This window comes from Streptomyces sp. LS1784 (assembly GCF_020103755.1).
GTDB lineage: Bacteria > Actinomycetota > Actinomycetes > Streptomycetales > Streptomycetaceae > Kitasatospora.
Genome location: NZ_JAHSQD010000164.1, coordinates 1 through 15,017, shown reverse-complemented (window position 1 = coordinate 15,017; position 15,017 = coordinate 1). Strand labels below are relative to the sequence as shown.

Here is a 15,017-nt window from a genome sequence, read left to right as displayed (position 1 = left end):
CCGAGGACCTTGGAGACACCGGCCACGCGTCGGGACCTCGGCATGTCCCCACACCCCCACACAGGCACAACGCGTCGCCAGTGCCATCAACCGAGCTCAGCCAGGCCCAACTGAAAGGCGGAGGCTAATCGTCGGCAGGCTCGTCGATCGGCCAGGCGATCTCCAAGCGGTTGTCCGGGTCGTCCGGTGTCCCGGTCCACCGGCGGAAGATCATCCGGACCGGGCCCGCGAAAGTAAAGCCGTGTTGGGTGATCCAGTCGGCGACGGCGTCGTACGCGCCGAGGATCTGCGGGAACACAGCGGCCGCGCCCTCAACCTCCGTGCAGGCGAGGGTGCTTTCGGGTAGCTCGCGCACGGTTATGCCCTCGGGCAGGTCCGTAGGCTGCGCGCCGTCCTCCCAGAACGGCAGGCACGCCTCGACGAGCGTCTCGTTCTCGTCGTCGCACACTCCGTGGAAGCGGACGAAAGCGGGCCCGGGGAGCGTGAGTGGGCCGCGGCCGGCGACCTCGTACATCTCCTGGTAGGCGCTGCGGAGGAAGGCGGCAAGCCCGGAGTTGTCCAGGGTCGCCCCGCAAACGAGGATCCGTTCGGCGGCGCCCTGGCGCACGGTGACGCGGTGGGTCATCTCTGCTCCTTCGGTCAGTCGGTTCAACAGGCTGTGGACCATGGAACGCTGCACCTCCAGCCGCCGCTCGGCCGCCCGCAGATGCGCCTGCAGGGCGGCGACCAGCTCCTCCTCGCCGCCGCCGAGCAGCCGGCGCACCTCTTCGACCGGGATGTCCAGCTGCCGCAGAGCCCTGATCGATTGCGCCGTACGTACCTGGTCACGCTGGTAGTACCGGTAGCCGCTCACCGGATCGACGAACGTCGGCACCAGCACGCCACTGGCGTCGTAGTGCCGAAGCGCAGTGACCGAGAGGCCGCTGGCCTGCGAGAACTGCCCGATCGGCAGCAGGTTTCTCCTGTCCACGGCACTGACTGTGCCGTCTCGCGTTACCCGAGAGTCAAGCCCGTCCCCTGCGAATCTGCGGTTCGTTGTCACCTGGTGGTCAGGGGGTGTCACTGACTCTGGATGGTGGAGGAGCTGGGGAGTGCCGTCGGCGGGGGAGCGGATGGTGTCACTCTGGTGCGGATTTCCGCTGACATCCTGTGATGCGGCATGGTGACAGAGTCATGCAGTTCCCCTGGCCGCCGTGGCTGCCCCGGGGTGCTGGTCGAACTTCGGATGGACCGCGCCCCTGTCCGACGGACCGTGGGGCCAGGCCGGCTGGATCGCCCTCCTCTACCAGCCGCAAGGCGCCAGGTTCCTCGTCGACAACTTCTCCCGCCCCAAGACCCACCCCACCGCGGACCTGACGCTGGACGCCATCCTGCGCGCCCACCAGCCCACCCGACCGGCCCCCGCCCGCTGACCGGCCCTCACCAGGCGTCAGGGCCGCCGTGGTGGTGCCGGGCGATGGCCTCCAGCAGCGCCTGACGTGCGCCCCAGAGCCTTCCCTGCTCGGCGGCCAAGGCGTCGGCCGCCCACACCGGCAGCGGCCTGCCCAGCGCCGCCGCCCCCAGCGACTCCTCCAGCGCGCCGCCGGCCTGCTTCCAGTCCTCCAGCTGCCGGAACAGGACCCGCACCAGGACGTCGACGGCCCCCGGGTCCCGCGCTTCCTGGCGGGCCCCCTGGGCGGCCTCGCCGAGGACGTCCTCGTCCAGGTCCTCGAACACCTCCTCCCACCGGGCCACCAGCCGTCGATGGTCCGCCAGCACGCGCCCGGGGCGTCCGGCGCCCGCGACGCCGGAGCCTCCAAAGCCGACTGGGCCGCCGTCCTCGCCGCTGTCCTGGCCGCTGTCCTCGACATCGAGTTCACCGGCATCGACCGGGGCGTCCTCGGCATCGACTGACGCCACCAGACCGCCAGATCCGGCCCTCACCGAGGCCGCAGCCGGCAGCCCGCGACAACGAGTTGCAGCGCAGGCGTCACCGAACTGCAGTACCGGGCGTCACTGGGCTGCAGTGTCAGAAGCCGCGCCATGCCACCCCGGCGCTGCTGGCCTCCAACCGGCCGGGTCCCGCGGAACGCCCCCTGCTCCCCCCAGGACCCGGCCGCTGCGCCGCTTCCCTCGGGCGTCATCACTGACTGCGCCCTGACGGCCGCTGCGCCGCTGGCTGGGTGCTGCTCGCCGCCGGCCGGGGACGTTTTGGCACTTTCGGGTACCCCCTTCTGACCTGCGTTTTTATGGAGCTGTGGGTAGACCCGGGGACGTTTTGGCACCGTTGGTGCGCCGATTTCGACCCGCGCCGGCGCGGCTGTCGGCACGGATGGTCTACCGTGATCGGAAGGCGGCTTGCGGGACGAGCGCACGTGCAACGGCTGGTATTACTGGGGCATGCAGGAAGAGACGGCACGTTCCGCGATCGACACGTTCATCTCCGCGTTTAACGCCTCGGACGACAGTTATGTGACTGCCCTGCTCTCCCAGGCCCTGACCTCAGATGTGGTCTTCTGGGGGCCGTTGGGTCGCAGCGAAGGAATCGCGGCGGTCGAGCGGTTCGTGCTGGACATCCGGCGCCACCCGGCGGGGACCGGCACGATGGCGCGCTGCTCAGCGGTGGACATGCCTGGCGAGTGGGCCCGGTACCAGTGGGTCTTCACCACGCCGGATGGAGGCCCCCGCCTGGCGGGAACGGACGTCGTCCATCTGCGGCGGAGCCTCATCGACCAGGTCATCGTCTTTGCGGGGGAGATCGAGCCGTCCGCCTCCTGAGTCGTCCTTCTGTCGCTGTCCTTCTCGTGAACTTGTCCCTTTCGGTACTCCGGGGCTGCGGTTCGCGGTCGGTCGGGCTGCGGCGTTGAGGGGGCGTCCGCCCCAGCGGATGCCCTTCTCGCTGTGGATGCGGGCGCGTTCCTTGCGTTGGGCGGCAAGTACGTCGGGGTGGCGGGCGTTGGCGTTGCGCCAGCGCAGGTAGCGGTGCAGTGCCTGGGTTTGCGTGGGGTGGCTGCGGTGGTGGGAGTTGGCCAGGGTGAACTGCCGCAGCAGGCCGAAGTGGGCCTCGATCGGGTTGGCCCAGGATGTGTAGGTCGGGGTGAAGCACAGCTCGACCGTGTTCTTCTTCGCCCAGCGGCGGATGTCGGCGCCGGTGTGGGCGGAGAGGTTGTCCAGGATGATGTAGATCGGGGCGCCGTCGGGTCGGGCGGCGCGGATCGACTTCGGCGCGGCCAGGGTGTTGGCGGTGCCCTTGCGGCGTCGGTTGACGTCCCACAGGCGGTCAGCAGCCGCCAGTGCCCGTCGATCAGATCGGCGGTCCGCCGTGAGGGCAGCATCCTGGCGGTGATCATCCTGGAGATCGCTTACTGGGGCTGTACCGCGGACTAGGCCGTGTCCTGCCGATCAGTTGAGTCGTTGATATGACTATGGGGAGTAGGGGTGATCTGACTGACGGCCAGTGGGAGCGGCTTCGGCCGCTGCTGCCGGTGGGTAACGGGCGTTGTGGCAGGTGGCGGGACCACCGGCAGGTCATCAACGGCATCCTGTGCCGGACGCGAACGGGCGTGCCGTGGCGGGATCTTCCTGGGCGCTACGGTTCGTGGAAGACGGTCCATGAGCGGCATCGCCGCTGGTCGGCGGACGGGACGTGGGAGCGCCTGCTCCAGCGGGTCCAGGCGGAGGCGGATGCCGCCGGTGGGATCGACTGGGACATCTCCGTCGACTCCACGTCGATCCGTGCGCACCACCACGTGGCCGGAGCCCGCCATGCACCGCCGGTCCTCAAAGGGGGCGCCGCGCACGCGATCAGGAATGCTCGGATGTGGACAGAGCTGTTCAACTGCCTGGTGGCGGTGGTGCGGCCGGAGAGGCCCTCGGGCGATCCCGGGGCGGCCACACCACCAAGATCCACCTGAGTGCGAAGGGGTACTGTCGGGTGTTGTCCCTGGTCGTCACGCCGGGGCAGCGCGCCGACTGCACCCAGTTCGAGCCCGTCATGGACAAGATCCGGGTTCCGCGTATGACGACCGGCCGCCCCCGTACCACGCCCGACAGCGTCAGCGCCGACAAGGCGTACAGCAACCGGCGCACCCGCCGCTACCTGCGGCGACGGGCGATCCGACACGCCATCCCCGAGAAGGCCGACCAGGCAGCCAACCGCCGCAAGCGGGGAAGCGCCGGCGGTCGACCGCCCGGATTCGACAAAGAGCGATACAAGAAGCGCAACGTCGTCGAGCGCGCGATCAACAAGCTGAAGAACTACCGCACCGTCGCGACCAGATATGACAAACGCGTCTACGTCTTCCTCGGCACGGTCACGGTCGCCGCGCTGATCATCTGGCTCCGCTCATGATCGCGCGGACAGAACCTAATTTCAGCACCGGTCAAATTTCGACTGGCCGCCGCGTGCCCCGTCGTGCTGGCCGCAGCCCCTCCCCGGAGCCTGGCGCCGCGGGCCGTCGACCGCCTCGTCGGCCACCTGCGCCGGGCCGGGACCGTCCTGATCACCCCCGGCCCGTGGCCCGGTGCCCACCTGCGCCTGGACGTGACCGCCCGGCACTGGTCCGGAGTGCAGGACGGCTGGGGGCAGCTCGAACGACGGCGCGTGAGGGTGGAGTCCTCGGGCCGGGGCTCGGCGGCGCGACCGCGCTCCGCCGAGCTGTGGCTCCCGGACGCCACGGGCACCGTCGCGGCAGCGACGAAGCCCACCGCCCTCGCTGAGACGTCCAACAGCGGTGGCACAGCCGCCGTGGCGGGATGATCACCCTGAACGCGGAGCCGGCATGCCACGCTACCCCCGGACCGTTGTAGGTTCCAGCATCACTTGTCATTCTGAGCGAGCTTGACCTGCGGCTTCGGGCGGGTGTCTGGTCGACTTGCCGTTGGTTCTCGCGCTGCCTGACTCGATCCGCAGGCCGCAGGGCTGACCGCGGCCCGGTGACCTGTGACCTGCCGTTCCGGCACGCATGAACGACGCCACAACGTCGCACCGGATGCCACTCACAAGGCCAGCGCTGCCGTCACGCGGGCGAGCCGGTCAGTTGGCAGGGCGAAGCGGTTGGCCGGGTTGCGGTACGAGTAGCCGCCGTCGTTGACCTGGTGGCCGGACTCGGCCGTGCTCCAGCACACCGGACCGCACTGCCCCTGGTCTTCCAGCAGCGCAGCCGCGAGGCGCGGGCCGTACGGGGCGGTGCGCCTGCGGTGGCGGGCTCGGGCGGCCTGCTGGATCCCGGCCTCGGCCAGGTGCCGGCGGCCGGCGGCGAGGCCTTGGCGGACCTGTTCCTCGACAGCGGTGAACACGCGGTGGTAGGTGCGGTCGTACGCCTCGATCAGCTGGTAGGTCCACATGCCCGGGACGACGTCCCGGCCCAGGAGCTCCCGCTCGACCAGGTTGGCTGCGTAGGTGAGTTCTGAGAGCAGCTGTTGGTGACTTCGGAGAGCACGAGGTGCTGTGATCGCTGCTCAGTGCTGGTGAGAAGTAAGAGCGGTCGGGATGAGTTCGGTGTGTGTCAGGCAATGGCGGCGGCGGTCAGGGCGAGGGCGGAGCCGGCGAATACCACCGTGTGGCGGACGTTCTGGAGGATCCGGGTCCAGGCCGGGAAGGCGTCCTCGGCGGCCTTGAGGAAGGCGGGGACGTCGACCAGGGCCAGCTCGGGGTCGCCCTTGCGGTGGAAGGCGACCTGCACGGACTTCACCGCACCGAGCTGGCTCTGCAGGATCAGGATGTTGGCGAGGAACGTGAGCGTGGAGAAAGCCCAGGTCAGCGTGGTGCCGAGCGGGTTGCCGGCCAGGTTGAGGGCGGCGGCGGTGAGGCTCGCGGCGGCGAAGGAGCCCGGGGCCCACCATTCGTGGCCGCCGGCGTCGAAGCGGAGCCTGTTCTCCTCCAGGACGGCCGGGCGGATGCCCTGGCGCTGCAGCTCGGTGACGGCGGCGGCCTTGGCGACGGCGCCGAAACGGTGGCGCAGTAGCGGGATGGAGGCGAAGGCGGCGGCGACGAGGATCTGGGCGGCGGCGGCGAGCGTGTTCACGGGATTCTCCTTCTGGGGCGGGTTCTCCGAGCGACTTTTACATAGTTCAAGTTCCGGTGCCGAGAACTGTAGGGGTCGAGTTGAACGCTGTGCAAGTGCCTTCTTGAACTTTGTGCAAGACGGGCTGCGGTGACCTATCGTGAACGCATGCCACGCGACACGCTGACCCGCGAACAGATCGTCCGGACCGCCGTCGAGCTGCTCGACACCGAAGGCCTGGAAGGCCTCAACATGCGCGCACTGGGCAAGCGCCTGAACTCCGCCGCTACCGCCGTCTACTGGCACGTCAAGAACAAGGACGGCCTCCTCACCCTCGCCGGGGACCAGGTCTGGGACGAGATCCGTCTCCCCGACCTCGACGCGGTCGACTGGCGCACCGCCGCCACCGCCATGGCCCACGACCTGCACGCGATGCTCACCCGCCACCCCTGGCTGGTGCAGGCCTTCGCCACCCACCTCTTCCACGGCACCGGCAAGGCCCGCCACGACGACCACAGCCTCGCCGTCTACGAGAAGGCCGGCTTCACCGGCTCGCAGGCCGACCGGGCCGCCGCCTCGGTCTTCACCTACGTCCTCGGCAACGCCGCACCCGCCGCCGCCACCACCTCGCTCACCCGCAGGATCGAACGCGAGGGCGGCGACGCCGAGGAGGTGTTCGGCGCGGTGATGAAGCAGGCCGTCGAGGCCGCCTCCGGGTTCCCCCGGCTACGCGCCCGGATCGACTCCGCCGCTTCCACCGACTACGCCGAGGCCCCGGACGACACCTTCGACTTCGGCCTCCAGTCCCTCCTCGACGGCCTGGAGGACCGCCTGCGTCGGACGAACAGCTGACAAACGGTCAGCGCGGCCGCCGGGTACCGAAGGCCCGCACAGCATGCAGGCCTGGGCTTCTGCGTGGCGCCCGCACTCATGCGGCGGTCAGGAGCGGCTCCTGGCCTCCGCCGGCTCCTGGAGCGGGCCCGAGATCCGGGCCAGCTCGTTGGCGATCTCGATCACGCTGGGAAGACGACAGGCGTGGCGGAGCAGCGGGTGTACCAGTTCCGGGGCTGCCCTGACGTTGAGGACTTCGAGACGGTGGCCGGGCCCCGGGACCGGCCCGCGCATGTCCTGGTGCGCGAGCGCCCCGGCGGTGACGAGATCGCCGACGGCTACGTGCTGGAGAACGTCGACCTGGACGAGCGCACGGCTGACTGTCTCTGGGGCAAGGGCGCAGACCCTGGGACAGTGACGACCTTCCTGCTTCAGGCCCTTGCCGAGGTTGCCTCGAACGACAGCTGAACCCGGCTGCCGAGTGAGCGGGCGGTCAAACTCACCTGGCCGACTGTCGAGATCACTTGTCAGAGGACACGCCGGCCTTCGTCAGGTTCTGCCGGAAGCGGATCAGCGGCGGGTGCTCCACCGCGTTCGGATCGGTCCGCGGGTCGTAGGCGGCCAGATTGTGCCGCCCGCACCCGTTCGGCGATCCGCAGCCACTCCTGGTGGTCCGCCTCGGCGGTGAGCACCGAATGGTCGACGTTCGGGTCCTCCAGCGCCAGGCCTCGGAGCTGCTCCAGTGCCTTCCCCACCGCGTGGTCGATCTCCGCCGGTGTCATCCCGTCCGCGTCCCGGCACACCGGAGCGCGATGGAAGTGGTCCGTGTCCGGGTGGAGCTCCGGCCGCTCGCCGGGCGGGCGCAGCCAGCGGGCCGGGATGGTGTGGACGACCGTGTCGGGGAACGCGATGGCCTTCCCGTCCGCGGCCCGGACGACGGCGGTGATCTCGTACTCCCGGCCCTCGGCGAGATCGAGGGCCGCGGCCTGCTCGGCGGTCAGGCGCAGCGCGACAAGAGCAGGACGACCCCGACCGGGCGCCGGTGGTGTGGCTGCCGCCGACCGGTGCGGCCGCCCTCCACCTCTACCCGGACATCAGCCCCGCCCTCGACCAGGCCACCCGACCCGACACCGGCGCGGCCGTGGGCCCGATGCTGCTCCCGGCGATGACCAGCGCCTCCTACCAGTGGCGCTGACCTTCTCCCGCCTGCCCGGCTGTGACGGTGCACCGTAGATGGCCGGAGTTTCGCGCTACTTGGCCTGCTCCGTGCTCCTCGGTTCCCGCTCACGCCGCGGTCTCCCGGCTTCCGTCGGTACCAACATGGTGCGAAGGCCTGAAAGATTTCCTTCCGTCGTGTCGATCTGTGGCTGCGCCGTTCGACCTGGGACTGAGAGGGTCGAGAGACGATCCCCGATCAAGGAGGCTGACGATGGCGAAGTACATGCTGATCATGCGGGGCACGGACGAGTCCGTCGCGAAGATGATGGCCACGCCGTTCGAGGAGATGCTGGAGACGGTGGGCCGCTTCAACGACGAGCTGATCCGGGCGGGGGTGCTCGTCGCCGCGGAGGGTCTGGACGACCCGTCCCAGGGCGTGGTGGTCGACTTCAGTGGCCAGACCCCAGTGGTCACCGATGGGCCGTACGGTGAAACGAAGGAACTGTTCGGCGGTTTCTACCTGATCGACGTCGCGTCGAAGGAGGAAGCGGTCGAGTGGGCCAAGCGGCTCCCGGCGTTCCCGGGCTCGAAGTGTGAGGTCCGCCGCGTGCCGGGCATCGAGGAGTTCCCGCAGGACAACGAGTGGATCGTCAAGGAGCGGGCGTGGCGCGAGCGGACCGGCCAGCTGTGACGCCCCCGGCTGTCGACGGCCCGCCGAGCGCCGCCTCGGCGCGGCGGGCCGTCGAGGCGGTCTGGCGGATCGAGTCCGCGCGGATCGTCGGCGCGCTGGCCCGCTACACCGGGGACTTCGCGCTCGCCGAGGACGTCGCGCAGGAGGCGCTGGCCGAGGCACTCGTCTCCTGGTCGGCAGGCGGTGCACCGGCCAGCCCGGTGGGCTGGCTGCTCGCGACCGCGCGGCGGCGGGCCGTCGACGCCTTCCGCCGCAGGTCGGCGCTCGACGAACGGTACGCCCTGCTCGCCGGCCCACTGGCCGAGGGCGAGTTCAGCTCCGGCGCGCAGGCCCCACCCGACCGGCCGGGCAACCTGCCCTGGGATCCCGACCGTGTCGACGACGACGTCCTCGCGCTCATGTTCACCGCCTGCCATCCGGTGCTCTCGCCCGAGGCCCGGGTGGCGCTAACGCTGCGCGTGGTGGGCGGCCTGTCCAGTGAGGAGATCGCGCGCGCGTTCCTCGTGCCCACCCCGACCGTCCAGGCCAGGATCACCCGCGCGAAGAAGACGATCGCCGCCGCCCACGTGCCGTTCGAACTCCCCGCGTCCGAGGAACGGCCGGGGCGCCTCAGCGCCGTCCTGAGCGTCCTGTACGTGATCTTCACGGAAGGCTCGACAGCGACCACCGGAGACCACCTGCTGCGCCCGGATCTCGCGTACGAGGCCGTGCGGTTGGCCCGAATGCTGGCCGCCCTGCTGCCGGGTGAGCCGGAGGTGCACGGCCAGCTCGCGTTGTTCGAGCTCACCGCTGCGCGCTTCCCGGCGCGCACCGGGCCCGACGGCGAGGCGGTACTGCTGGAGGACCAGGACCGCCGCCTGTGGGACCGTTCCGCGATCCGTCGTGGCCTGGCCGCACTCGGCCGGGCTTCCGCCCTCGGGCGGGGCCTTGGACCGTACGGTCTGCAGGCGGGCATCGCCGCGTGCCACGCGATGGCGCCCTCGGTGCAGGAGACCGACTGGGAACGCATCGTGCTCCTGTACGAGGCGCTCGGCCGCGTGGCCCCGTCACCCGTCGTCGAGCTCAACCGGGCAGTGGCCGTCGCGATGGCGAGCGGACCGTATGAGGCACTGTCCCTGGTCGACGACCTGCTCGCCTCCGGCCGTCTGTCGGGCTCTCATCTGCTCCCGAGCGTGCGCGGCGAGCTGCTGGTCCGCCTCGGCCGCACCACCGAGGCCCGTGCCGAACTGGAACTCGCCGCCCGCCTGTGCCGCAACGCCCGCGAGCGGGCGGTGCTGCTGCGCAAGGCGGCCGCCCTGGAGTGACGCCCACCTGAGTAGTGCAGCCGTCCTACCCCTGTGAGTGGGTGGGGTGGTGTCAGCGGGTTGGGCGGCAGTCACGAATTCAACGTCAGTACCTCTGGGACGACCCCTACACCCAGCTCGCCGTCCTCTTCGTGGGCGGAGAAGACTGCTACCAGACCCTGCGCAAAGAACCGATGCTCTCTTCCAGGATCTTCATCTGGCAACGCCTCGCCCGCCCCACCCCAGAGGAGGTCCTGGAGGTGATCCCGCTCTTCCACCCCGTCCGGGCCGACGCGCACCCGGACGACATCGCCTTCGCCGACCAGCACGCCGCTCACGGCAACTTCCGTACCTGGGCCCAGCTGACGGCGCACGCTCGCACCGCGTTGGCCCGCACCGGGCGCCCGCAGATCGACCAGGAACTCCTACGCCGGGTCTTCAGCCGCCTCGGATGACCCACCATGCGGGCCGGCCCTCAGCCTGCCACCGACGGACCCACCCCCGCCCTGGACCACGTGGCCGAAGCCGCGGAATTCACCGCAACGGGGCGGCCGGTGCGCTAACGCCAAAAGGCCGCCATCCCACGCGGAGGTGACGGCCTCCAGTGCCTTCTCGGGGCCGCAGCAGCCTACCGCCAGCCTCGGCACCGCCCCGGCCCGGGGCAGCCCACCGCCGACCGCTACGCCCACTCGACGCCGTGCTCGGCGAGCTGCGCGAGCTGCCCGGCGGTGAGCTTGGCCCGGCGCGCCTTCGTGTTGTTCGAGAACGCCCCCAGCCCGACGGAGACGACCTCCACGCTCGCCTCTCCACCAGGCCCGGCCACCACGACCTCAAGCGGCTCCTTGTGGGGTCGGGGAACCTTCGCATGTCCCTCGCGCTCGACGAAGGCCGCCGGGGCGGCCAGGCCCGGGGTGAAACGGTCGGCACGGGACACCTTCGGCTTCGCATCCGCCACGGCCTTCGCCGCCACCAGCTCCTGGTCTTCCTTGACCCCGATTGCCGACAGCAGGTCCCGCTGATCCTCCTCCAGCCCGGGCCGGTCGGCGCGCTGCGCCACGACCCAGCGGCAGAGTTGCTCGCCCTCGAAGACGGGGTCCACGGGCAGGGCGGTCCGGTCGACGCGGCCGTCGGCTGCCGGCCACCACTGCCGCGCCACGCTGTAGGCGCGTTGCCAGGTGACCGGCCAGGCGGGGCACCGCCATGGGTCGGTCTCCTCCAGCGCGGCCCGGCGCCCCGGAGCGAGCGCGCCCAACTGGTCGGCCGGCCCCTGGGCCGCAGCCCGAAGCCCGGCGAGCCAGGCCCCGATCGCATACCCGCCGGCCGACGCCCGGGCCGGCGCCGCCAGGCTGCCGCCGTGGCCCTTCGCCCAGACCCTGGCCCAGTCGAGCCCGGCCTCGAAGCGGGCGTCGGAGACGGACCAGATCATCCCGAGCGCATCCGGCATGTCGACGCGATGTCGCGCCAATTCACCAGCAGAATGCTCGGCCCGCCGGTCGGAGAGCCATTTCCCGAGCGGAAAGTTCCCCTCTTCGCCGACCATCGCGGAATAGGGAATATCGAGTCCACCGGTCTCCTCGTGCCAGCGCCGGGCGTGGCTGATGCCCTCCCGCCAGAACTGGTTCTCACCCGTCAGCACCCGCGAAGCGATGAACAGGGCGAGCACGTTCTCGTCCACTGGAGCCTGGAAGCGGACCGGCAGCGTGAACGCCCCCGAACCACCCTCACCAGACCAGCTCTCACCAGGCCCGGAAGCTGCCTCAGCGCTGCGCCCCTTCGTGCGCTTGCCGGACTTCTGGGGCACGGCGAGGACCTCCACCACGCGTGCGTCGTGAGACCTCAAAGCGGTCAAAATCCGAACAAGCGCCCCATAGGGATCCGATTCCAGAATGTCACCTGGCTCCCCCCGGGGCTTCAGGAAAACCGGCACGATAAGGCTCGCGGTCTTCCCTTCACCGGGCTTCATCCGCAGGGCCCGACCGGTGGCCTGGACGATATCCACCATGCTTCCCCGCCCGTGCAGGAGAACGGAATCTGCGTCCGGGATGTCGATTATCTAGCTAGAGCTGGTCTTGTGGTGAGGGGCGTTTGGTATGTGGCTGAGCTGGGATGGTGCTGGCCTGTAGACCCTCTGGCCTGTGTGTGGGTGACGTTTGGTGTGGATGTCGCCTGCGGGGATGAAGTTCCTGGTCAACCGTGCGGCTGGGTGGGGGAGTGGTGGCTAGGGTCCGGGACTGGCGGTCGGCCCCGGTCTGTCCGGGGCCGACCGCGTTCGAGGGGTGCGGCAGTGTCACCGGTGGGGTGCCGCGTAGGCGCGCAGGAAGGCCCGGATGCCGGCGACGACGATCTCCTCGGTCTCCGCCCGGTCCAGTGGGTACGCGCCCCAGTACGAACGCTGGGTGACCTCCGTCGTGGTCAGCAGCACGAAGTGCGCGGCCGCCCGCCCTGGGTCCGGTGCCTCCAACCACCCGTCCTCGGCCAGTTCCCCGAACCGGTGGCCGAGGGCGGCGGACACCCGGCGCGGCCCGGTCTCCTGCCAGGCGTCGAGGGCGGCCTGCGGCAGGTGCCGGGCCTCGGCGTTGATCTGGCGCACCAGCCCGAAGTGGTCGGCGAACTCGGTCAGCGGGGTCACCCAGGCCATGGCGAACGCGGTGAGGTCCGCCTCCAGGTCGGTGACCTTCGCGAGTCGGCGCTCGATGATGTCCAGCTGGGCGTCGGCGACCTGTGCCGCGCTTTCCCGGACGACGGTCTGGAAGAGCAGTTCCTTGCCCGTGAAGTGGTTGTAGATGGTGCGGGTGGACACCCCGGCCTCCGCCGCGATGGCGTCGATGCTGGCGCGGGTGTAGCCGTCCCGGCCGAAGACCGTGCGGGCGGCCCGGGTGATGGCCTGGCGCTTCTCGGCCAGTCCCCGACGGGGCCGGTCCGGCGTTTCCTGCCTGCTGGTCATGGAGTCTCCTTCATTGCCGTTCCCTCAAAAATTTACAGGCACCGTTGTACTTGTTGCCATACACGTTGTACTTTACCTGACGTGCCGTCCGAACGGGCGGTGACAGAACAGCAGCACACTCCTGGAGACAGCCATGTCCGAGACCCCGTTCCGCCTCGCCGTCATCATCGCCAGCACCCGGCAGGGCCGCTTCGCGCCCACCGTCGCCAACTGGTTCGTCCGCACCGCCGGGCAGCGCGCGGACCTCGACATCGACGTCGTCGACCTGGCCGAGCACCCGCTGGCCCACGTGGGCGAGGAGCCCACCGCCGAGCAGGCCGAGCGGCACGCGGCCCTTACGCCCCGGCTGGCCGCCGCCGACGCCTTCGTGGTGATCACCCCGGAGTACAACCACAGCTTCCCGGCCGCCCTCAAGAACGCCATCGACCTGCACGGCGCCGAGTGGCGGGCCAAGCCGGTCGGCTTCGTCTCCTACGGCGGTCTCGGCGGCGGGCTGCGCGCGGTCGAGCAGCTCCGGCTGGTCTTCGCCGAGCTGCACGCCGTCACCGTCCGCGACACCGTCAGCTTCCACAACGTCTGGGGCCTCTTCGGCGAGGACGGCGAGCCGGTCGACCCGACCGTCCAGAACGGCGCCGCCAAGGGCATGCTCGACCAGCTCACCTGGTGGGCGCACGCGCTCCGGGATGCCCGTACCGTCCGCCCGTACGGCGTCTGAACCGCGGCCGGGGGGAACGAAGAAGATGAGCACCGCCACCGGGCCGGTCACGGCCGGGACAGCCACCCACACAGCCACCGCGGCCGGACCCGGTCCGCGCACCGCGGCCGTCGCCGCCGTCGTGGTCCTCGGCTCGCTGATGACCGTCCTCGACACCACGATCGTCAACGTCGCCCTGAACCGCCTCGCCGGGGACTTCGGTGCCCCGCTGGCCACCATCCAGTGGGTCACCACCGGCTACACCCTGGCGCTCGCCACCGTCACCCCGGTCACCGCCTGGGCGATCGGACGGTTCGGCACCCGTCGCCTCTACCTGACCGCGCTCACCCTGTTCGTGCTCGGCTCGGCGCTGGCCGGCGCCGCCTGGGACGCCCCCTCGCTGATCGCCTTCCGCTTCCTTCAAGGCCTGGGCGGCGGCATGGTGATGCCGGTCGGGATGACCGTCCTGGTCCGCGCCTGCGACCCGGCCCGCACCGGCCGCACCATGAGCGTGCTCGGCATCCCCGTCCTGATCGGCCCGCTGGCCGGGCCGGTGCTCGGCGGCTGGCTGGTCGACGAGGCCTCATGGCGCTGGGTCTTCCTGACCAACCTGCCGCTCGGCGCGCTCGCCCTCGCTCTCGCCGCCCGGCTGCTGCCCCGCGACGGCGGCGACGCCCGCCGCCGACTGGACCTGCCCGGCCTGCTGACGCTCTCCCCGGGCCTGGCCGCACTGATCTACGGGCTGGGCGCCGAGCACGGACACCCCGCCGCGGCCGGCAGCCTGCTGCCCACCCTGGCCGGCGCGGCCCTGGTCGCCGGGTTCGTCGTCCGGGCGCTGACCGCGGCGCAGCCGCTGATCGACCTGCGGCTGCTGGCCCGACGCACCTTCGCCGGGCCCGCCGCCACCATCGCCTTGTTCGGCTGCGGCTACTTCGGCTCGATGCTGCTGCTCCCGCTCTACTACCAGCTGGTGCGCGGCCAAAGCGCCACCGACGTCGGCCTGCTCGGCATCCCGCAGGCGCTTGCCACCGGCATCACCATGCAGTTCTCCGGCCGGCTGGCAGACCGTTTCGCACCCGGCCGGATCGTGGTCACCGGCACCGCCGTGGCCGCCACCGGCTTCCTCGGCTTCACCGTCCAGGTCGCCGCCGACACCCCGTACCCTCACCTGATCGCCGCCTTGGTGGTGATGGGGACGGGCATCGGCATGACGCTGATGCCGGCCATGGCGGCCGCCACCCGCAGCGTCGCCCCGGCCGAGGTCCCGGCCGCCACCACCCTGGTCACCATCGTCCAGCAGGTCTCCGCCTCGCTCGGCACCGCCCTGATGTCCGTCCTGCTCACCGGGGCGATGGCCGACCGGCTGCCGACCACGCTCGCCGGCGGGGAGGCCGGCGGCGCACTGGCCGCCGTGCAGGCCCTGGACGGCGCC

19 protein-coding genes and 1 pseudogene are annotated in these 15,017 nt (G+C 70.8%); 13 read left to right on the top strand and 7 right to left on the bottom strand.

Annotated features, from left to right (window positions below):
• Positions 1-124: 124 nt before the first annotated feature.
• Positions 125-970, bottom strand: a complete 846-nt coding sequence (locus KS423_RS20015) for a MerR family transcriptional regulator (protein WP_224280928.1) — start codon at positions 968-970, stop codon at positions 125-127.
• Between the two features lie 223 nt (positions 971-1,193).
• On the opposite strand from KS423_RS20015, the gene KS423_RS20010 reads away from it, so the two are divergent.
• Positions 1,194-1,412, top strand: coding sequence for a hypothetical protein (locus KS423_RS20010; protein ID WP_224280927.1), 219 nt, complete (start codon positions 1,194-1,196; stop codon positions 1,410-1,412).
• A 7-nt stretch (positions 1,413-1,419) separates the two neighbouring features.
• Here KS423_RS20010 and KS423_RS20005 read toward each other — a convergent pair whose 3' ends face one another.
• Positions 1,420-1,734 carry a hypothetical protein gene (locus KS423_RS20005; protein WP_224280926.1) on the bottom strand — a complete coding sequence of 105 codons (315 nt, stop codon included), beginning with the start codon at positions 1,732-1,734 and terminating at the stop codon, positions 1,420-1,422.
• A 9-nt stretch (positions 1,735-1,743) separates the two neighbouring features.
• On the opposite strand from KS423_RS20005, the gene KS423_RS20000 reads away from it, so the two are divergent.
• On the top strand, positions 1,744-1,893 hold the full coding sequence (locus KS423_RS20000) for a hypothetical protein (protein ID WP_224280925.1): 150 nt from the start codon (positions 1,744-1,746) through the stop codon (positions 1,891-1,893).
• Between the two features lie 486 nt (positions 1,894-2,379).
• Complete coding sequence (locus KS423_RS19995; RefSeq protein ID WP_224280924.1) at positions 2,380-2,757, top strand: nuclear transport factor 2 family protein; 378 nt, start codon at positions 2,380-2,382, stop codon at positions 2,755-2,757.
• 75 nt (positions 2,758-2,832) lie between these two features.
• Here KS423_RS19995 and KS423_RS19990 read toward each other — a convergent pair.
• Positions 2,833-3,261: pseudogene (locus tag KS423_RS19990) on the bottom strand (transposase); the annotation flags it as partial.
• 143 nt (positions 3,262-3,404) lie between these two features.
• Here KS423_RS19990 and KS423_RS19980 point away from each other — a divergent pair.
• Both KS423_RS19980 and KS423_RS19975 read left to right on the top strand, forming a co-directional pair.
• Positions 3,405-4,330, top strand: a protein-coding gene (locus KS423_RS19980) for an IS5 family transposase (RefSeq protein ID WP_374119988.1) whose coding sequence is annotated in 2 segments (ribosomal slippage) — positions 3,405-3,770 and positions 3,773-4,330 — 924 coding nt in all. Because the reading frame shifts where the segments join, the coding sequence is not laid out codon by codon here.
• A 63-nt stretch (positions 4,331-4,393) separates the two neighbouring features.
• Positions 4,394-4,738, top strand: coding sequence for a hypothetical protein (locus KS423_RS19975; protein WP_224280923.1), 345 nt, complete (start codon positions 4,394-4,396; stop codon positions 4,736-4,738).
• A 239-nt stretch (positions 4,739-4,977) separates the two neighbouring features.
• Here KS423_RS19975 and KS423_RS19970 read toward each other — a convergent pair whose 3' ends face one another.
• Both KS423_RS19970 and KS423_RS19965 read right to left on the bottom strand, forming a co-directional pair.
• Entirely contained in the window at positions 4,978-5,325 is a 348-nt protein-coding gene (locus KS423_RS19970; protein ID WP_224280922.1) for a hypothetical protein, read from the bottom strand.
• Positions 5,326-5,486: 161 nt separating this feature from the next.
• On the bottom strand, positions 5,487-6,005 hold the full coding sequence (locus tag KS423_RS19965) for a hypothetical protein (protein ID WP_224280921.1): 519 nt from the start codon (positions 6,003-6,005) through the stop codon (positions 5,487-5,489).
• Between the two features lie 147 nt (positions 6,006-6,152).
• On the opposite strand from KS423_RS19965, the gene KS423_RS19960 reads away from it, so the two are divergent.
• The 6 genes from KS423_RS19960 to KS423_RS19935 all read left to right on the top strand — a co-directional run bounded on the left by KS423_RS19960 (position 6,153) and on the right by KS423_RS19935 (position 10,402).
• The gene (locus KS423_RS19960) at positions 6,153-6,836 is read left to right on the top strand and encodes a TetR/AcrR family transcriptional regulator (RefSeq protein ID WP_224280920.1); all 684 of its coding nucleotides are present in this window, start codon (positions 6,153-6,155) and stop codon (positions 6,834-6,836) included.
• 183 nt (positions 6,837-7,019) lie between these two features.
• Complete coding sequence (locus KS423_RS19955; protein ID WP_224280919.1) at positions 7,020-7,283, top strand: hypothetical protein; 264 nt, start codon at positions 7,020-7,022, stop codon at positions 7,281-7,283.
• 574 nt (positions 7,284-7,857) lie between these two features.
• On the top strand, positions 7,858-8,010 hold the full coding sequence (locus tag KS423_RS19950) for a hypothetical protein (RefSeq protein ID WP_224280918.1): 153 nt from the start codon (positions 7,858-7,860) through the stop codon (positions 8,008-8,010).
• Positions 8,011-8,244: 234 nt separating this feature from the next.
• Positions 8,245-8,664, top strand: a complete 420-nt coding sequence (locus KS423_RS19945) for a YciI family protein (RefSeq protein ID WP_224280917.1) — start codon at positions 8,245-8,247, stop codon at positions 8,662-8,664.
• Positions 8,637-9,968, top strand: a complete 1,332-nt coding sequence (locus tag KS423_RS19940; protein WP_224280916.1) for an RNA polymerase sigma factor — start codon at positions 8,637-8,639, stop codon at positions 9,966-9,968. The genes KS423_RS19945 and KS423_RS19940 overlap by 28 nt, the downstream gene beginning before the upstream one ends.
• A gap of 173 nt (positions 9,969-10,141) precedes the next feature.
• Positions 10,142-10,402, top strand: a complete 261-nt coding sequence (locus KS423_RS19935; protein ID WP_224280915.1) for a hypothetical protein — start codon at positions 10,142-10,144, stop codon at positions 10,400-10,402.
• Between the two features lie 224 nt (positions 10,403-10,626).
• Here KS423_RS19935 and KS423_RS19930 read toward each other — a convergent pair whose 3' ends face one another.
• A complete protein-coding gene (locus KS423_RS19930; protein WP_224280914.1) occupies positions 10,627-11,949 on the bottom strand; it encodes a helicase associated domain-containing protein in 1,323 nt (440 codons plus the stop codon).
• Positions 11,950-12,234: 285 nt separating this feature from the next.
• The gene (locus tag KS423_RS19925; protein WP_224280913.1) at positions 12,235-12,891 is read right to left on the bottom strand and encodes a TetR/AcrR family transcriptional regulator; all 657 of its coding nucleotides are present in this window, start codon (positions 12,889-12,891) and stop codon (positions 12,235-12,237) included.
• Positions 12,892-13,024: 133 nt separating this feature from the next.
• On the opposite strand from KS423_RS19925, the gene KS423_RS19920 reads away from it, so the two are divergent.
• Both KS423_RS19920 and KS423_RS19915 read left to right on the top strand, forming a co-directional pair.
• Entirely contained in the window at positions 13,025-13,606 is a 582-nt protein-coding gene (locus KS423_RS19920; RefSeq protein WP_224280912.1) for an NADPH-dependent FMN reductase, read from the top strand.
• Positions 13,607-13,631: 25 nt separating this feature from the next.
• On the top strand, positions 13,632-15,017 hold a 1,386-nt coding region (locus KS423_RS19915; RefSeq protein WP_224280911.1), incomplete at its 3' end, for a DHA2 family efflux MFS transporter permease subunit.